Below are 5,005 nucleotides of genomic sequence, written 5' to 3' on the forward strand. Positions count from 1 at the left end.
TCTGAAGTGGCCGGATTCGGTCTTCCTCTACATGCTCAACGCGGTGGGCGCGGTGCTGCTGTTCGTGTGGGCGCTGATCGCGGTCTCGCAGCTGCGGCTGCGGCGCCGGATCGAGCGGGAGGCGCCGGAGACACTGACGCTGCGGATGTGGGGCTTCCCGTGGCTGACCTGGCTGGCGCTGGCCGCGATGGCGGGGGTGGTCGTGCTGATGCTGACCGACGAGGGGGCGCGCCCGCAGGTCCTGTGGTCGGCGGCGGCGACCGCCGCGGTGCTCCTGGTGGCGTGGGTGCGGGAGTTCCGTACCCGTTCGGCCCCTTCCGCGCACTCACCGAAACGGAATTGATTCTTCACCTTGTGTGAAGATCGTGACCGTATAGCGGACATCTGTTCCCTGTCAGCGGTGCGGGCCCCCAGACTGTGGCTCCTTCCCCGTCTCGGCTACTGAACAGGGTTCGCCCATGCCCCGGACCACCGCGCCCGTGCCGGCCGACCGCAAGGACGGCGCGTCCGCTCCTGCCGACGGCCTCTCCCACGGCCTCAAGCAGCGCCACCTCTCCATGATCGCCCTCGGCGGCGTGATCGGGGCCGGCCTCTTCGTGGGCTCCGGCGCCGGCATCGCCGCCGCCGGCCCCTCCATCGTGGTCGCCTACGCGCTCTCCGGCCTGCTCGTCATGCTGGTGATGCGGATGCTGGGCGAGATGTCGGCGGCCAACCCGGCCTCCGGCTCCTTCTCCGTCCACGCCGAGCGGGCCTTCGGCTCGTGGGCCGGTTTCACCGCGGGCTGGGCCTTCTGGTTCCTGCTCTGCGTGGCCGTCGGCCTGGAGGGCATCGGCGCCGCGAAGATCATGACGGGCTGGTTCCCGGGCACGCCCGAGTGGGCCTGGGTCGCCCTGTTCATGCTGGTCTTCTGCGGCACCAACCTGGCGGCGGTGAAGAACTTCGGCGAGTTCGAGTTCTGGTTCGCCGCCCTGAAGGTCGGCGCGATCGTCCTCTTCCTCGGCATCGGCGTGCTGGCGATCGTGGGCGCTCTGCCGGGCAGCGACGCGCCGGGCACCACCAACCTCACCGGTGACGGCGGCTTCTTCCCGCACGGCTCCGAGGGCCTGATCGTGGGCCTGCTGGCCTCGGTCTTCGCGTACGGCGGCCTGGAGACCGTCACCATCGCGGCGGCCGAGTCGGAGCACCCGGTGCAGGGCGTCGCCAAGGCTGTCCGTACGGCGATGTGGCGGATCGCGCTGTTCTACATCGGCTCCATGGCGGTCATCGTCACGCTCGTGCCGTGGGACGACAAGGCGGTCGTCGAGAAGGGCCCGTACGTGGCCACCCTCGACCACCTGGGCATCCCGGCGGCCGGCCAGATCATGAACGTGGTCGTGCTGATCGCCCTGCTCTCCGCGATGAACGCCAACATCTACGGCGCCTCCCGCATGGCCGGTTCGCTGGTCGCCCGCGGCCAGGGCCCCAAGGCGCTGGGCCGCCTCCACGGCGGGGTGCCGCGCACGGCGGTGCTGGTCTCCTCCGTCTTCGGCTTCGCCTGCGTGCTGCTGAGCTACTGGCGGCCGAACGACATCTTCATCTGGCTGCTCAACACCATCGGCGCGATCATCCTCGTCGTCTGGTTCTTCATCGCCGCCTCGCAGCTGGTGCTGCGCCGCCGCACCGAGCGCGAGGAGCCGGAGAAGCTGGTCGTGAAGATGTGGGCGTTCCCGGTGCTGACCTGGGTGGCGCTGGCCGGCATGGCGGCCATCTTCTTCCTGATGGCCCGTGAGGAGGGCACCCGCGTGCAGCTGTACTGGACGGGCGGCCTCACCGTGCTGCTGGCCGCGATCGGCTTCGTACGCCAGAAGGCCGCGGCGGGCCGCGCCTCCTGACGCGTTCCCACCCCTTCGCCGGAGCCCCCGGACCGACCACGGTCCGGGGGCTCCGGCGCGTCCGGGACCGGTCCGCGGCGCACCCGACTTCCCGAACACCGGGGGACCGCCGGAGGACCTAGGTCCAGGGGCTCATCAACTTCGCCCGCACCTACTGTTAGCCTGCACTTGCACATAGGTTGCAATAAGCACGCTGTCGAAGGAGCCGGGCACATGGCGATCTACACCCTTCCGGAGCTGCCGTACGACTACGCGGCGCTGGAGCCGGTGATCAATCCGCAGATCATCGAGCTGCACCACGACAAGCACCACGCCGCGTACGTCAAGGGCGCGAACGACACGCTGGAGCAGCTGGAGGAGGCCCGCGACAAGGAGCAGTGGGGCTCCATCAACGGCCTGGAGAAGAACCTGGCCTTCCACCTCTCCGGCCACATCCTGCACAGCATCTACTGGAACAACATGAACAGCCCGAAGGACGGCGGCGGCGGCGAGCCGCTGGCCGCCGACGGTGTCGGCGACCTCGCGGACGCGATCACCGAGTCCTTCGGCTCCTTCGCCAAGTTCAAGGCGCAGCTCACGAAGGCCTCCGCGACCACCCAGGGTTCCGGCTGGGGCGTCCTCGCCTACGAGCCGATCAGCGGCCGGCTGATCGTGGAGCAGGTCTACGACCACCAGGGCAACGTCGGCCAGGGCTCGGTCCCGATCCTGGTCTTCGACGCCTGGGAGCACGCCTTCTACCTGCAGTACAAGAACCAGAAGGTCGACTTCATCGAGGCCATGTGGCAGGTCGTCAACTGGCAGGACGTGAACAAGCGCTACCAGGCGGCGAAGGCCAGTGTCCCGCTGATCTCCTTCTGACCGGCGGCGGCCCGCGCCGCCCGCCCCCGGCGTCCTGCTCGTGATCGTCTTCTCAACCTTCACCTGCGGGCGGATGAAAGAAGAACCCCCGTGAGGACGTGACTCACGGGGGTTCTTCCGTCCCCCGGGGCCCGTGGGAGGATCGGGGCTGTTTCGAACGCGCCACGAAGGAGTGACCGTGCCCGGTGAGAACCTGTCCCGCGACGAGGCCCGCGAGCGGGCCGAGCTGCTGTCCGTCGACGCCTACGAGGTCGCCCTCGACCTGCGCTCGGCGGTCGGTGACTCCGAGGAGGCGGTACGCACCTTCCGCTCGGTCACGACCGTCCGGTTCCGCCGTACGGGCGCGGGCACCTCGACCTTCGTCGACCTGATCGCCCCCTCGGTGAACGCCGTCACCCTCAACGGGCGCTCCCTGGACCCGGCGGCCGTCTTCGACGGCGCCCGGATCACCCTCGACGGGCTCGCCGACGAGAACGTCCTGGTCGTCGACGCCCAGTGCGCCTACAGCCGCACCGGCGAGGGCATGCACCGCTTCGTGGACCCGGAGGACGGCGAGGTCTACCTCTACACGCAGTACGAGCCGGCCGACGCCCGCCGGGTCTTCGCCAACTTCGAGCAGCCCGACCTCAAGGCCCCGTACCGCTTCGAGGTGACCGCGCCCGAGGGCTGGACGGTCTGGTCGAACGGCGCGGGCGAGCGGGGCGAGGACGGCGTGTGGCGGTTCGCCCGGACCGCGCCCATCTCCACGTACATCACCTGCGTCGTCGCCGGCCCCTACCACTACGTGACGGACACGTACACGCGCGGGGACCTGGAGATCCCGCTGGGCGCGATGTGCCGCAAGGGGCTCGCCCGGCACTTCGACGCGGACGACGTCTTCCTGGTCACCAAGCAGGGGCTCGACTTCTTCCACGACAACTTCGACTACCCGTACCCCTTCGGCAAGTACGACCAGGCCTTCGTGCCCGAGTACAACCTGGGCGCCATGGAGAACCCGGGTCTGGTCACCTTCACCGAGGAGTACATCTACCGGGGCAAGGTGACGCAGGCGGCCTACGAGCGCCGGGCCAACGTCGTCCTGCACGAGATGGCCCACATGTGGTTCGGTGACCTGGTGACCATGGTCTGGTGGGACGACCTGTGGCTCAAGGAGTCCTTCGCCGACTTCGTGGGCTCCTTCTCGCTCGCCGAGGCGACCCGCTTCACCAACAGCTGGGTCACCTTCGCCAACAACCGCAAGGCCTGGGCCTACCGCGCCGACCAGCTGCCGTCCACGCACCCGATCACGGCCGACATCCGTGACCTGGAGGACGCCAAGCTGAACTTCGACGGCATCACCTACGCCAAGGGCGCCTCCGTCCTCAAGCAGCTCGTCGCCTACGCCGGCCGGGACGCGTTCCTGGAGGGCGCGCGGATCTACTTCAAGCGGCACGCGTACGGCAACACGCGCCTGGCCGATCTGCTGTCCGTCCTGGAGGAGACCTCCGGCCGCGACATGAAGGCCTGGGCCAAGTCGTGGCTCCAGACCTCCGGCGTCAACACCCTGACCCCGGACGTCACCTACGACGCGGACGGCCGGATCACCGAGCTCGCCGTCGTCCAGGACGGCGCGGAGCCGCGCCCGCACCGGGCCGCCGTGGGCCTCTACCGGCTCACCGGCGGGGACCTCGTCCGGTACGCCCGTGCCGAGGTGGACGTGACGGGCACCCGGACGGCGGTCGCGGAGCTGACCGGCGCCGCGCGGCCGGACCTGGTCCTGGTGAACGACGACGATCTGACGTACTGCAAGGTCCGCTTCGACGAGGGTTCGCCGGCCACCCTGCGGGCGCACCTCGGGGACGTCACGGACCCGCTGGCGCGGGCGCTGTGCTGGTCGGCGCTGTGGAACCTGACGCGCGACGGGCTGATGCCGGCCCGGGACTTCGTCTCCGTGGCGCTCGCCCACGCGGGCCGCGAGACCGACATCGGCGTGCTCCAGATGGTGCACACCTGGGCGCGGACGGCGGTCACCCACTACGCCGCCCCCGCGTGGCGCGAGGAGGGCGCGCGGCTGCTCGCCGAGGGCGGTCTGCGCGAGCTGCGGCTCGCCGAGCCGGGCAGCGAGCACCAGCTGACCTGGGCGCGCTTCTTCGCGGCCGTGGCCGGGTCCGAGGCGGACTTCCAGCTCCTGGAGGGGCTGCTGGACGGTACGGCGAAGATCGACGGGCTCGACGTCGACCAGGAGCTGCGCTGGGCCCTGCTGTCGCCGCTGGCCGCGTACGGGCGGGCCGACGAGA

Annotated in this window: 3 protein-coding genes and 1 pseudogene; all 4 read left to right on the forward strand. The window is 70.1% G+C overall.

Annotated features, from left to right (window positions below; all coding sequences use genetic code 11):
* Window positions 1-343 (forward strand): annotated as a pseudogene (locus RIF68_RS27160) (amino acid transporter); the annotation flags it as partial.
* 115 nt (window positions 344-458) lie between these two features.
* Entirely contained in the window at window positions 459-1,871 is a 1,413-nt protein-coding gene (locus RIF68_RS27165; RefSeq protein ID WP_309053934.1) for an amino acid permease, read from the forward strand.
* 213 nt (window positions 1,872-2,084) lie between these two features.
* Window positions 2,085-2,729 carry a superoxide dismutase gene (locus RIF68_RS27170; protein ID WP_309053935.1) on the forward strand — a complete coding sequence of 215 codons (645 nt, stop codon included), beginning with the start codon at window positions 2,085-2,087 and terminating at the stop codon, window positions 2,727-2,729.
* Window positions 2,730-2,907: 178 nt separating this feature from the next.
* A partial coding sequence (pepN, locus tag RIF68_RS27175; RefSeq protein WP_309053936.1) for an aminopeptidase N occupies window positions 2,908-5,005 on the forward strand: 2,098 nt, incomplete at its 3' end.

Source organism: Streptomyces sp. (assembly GCF_031178505.1).
GTDB lineage: Bacteria > Actinomycetota > Actinomycetes > Streptomycetales > Streptomycetaceae > Streptomyces > Streptomyces gulbargensis.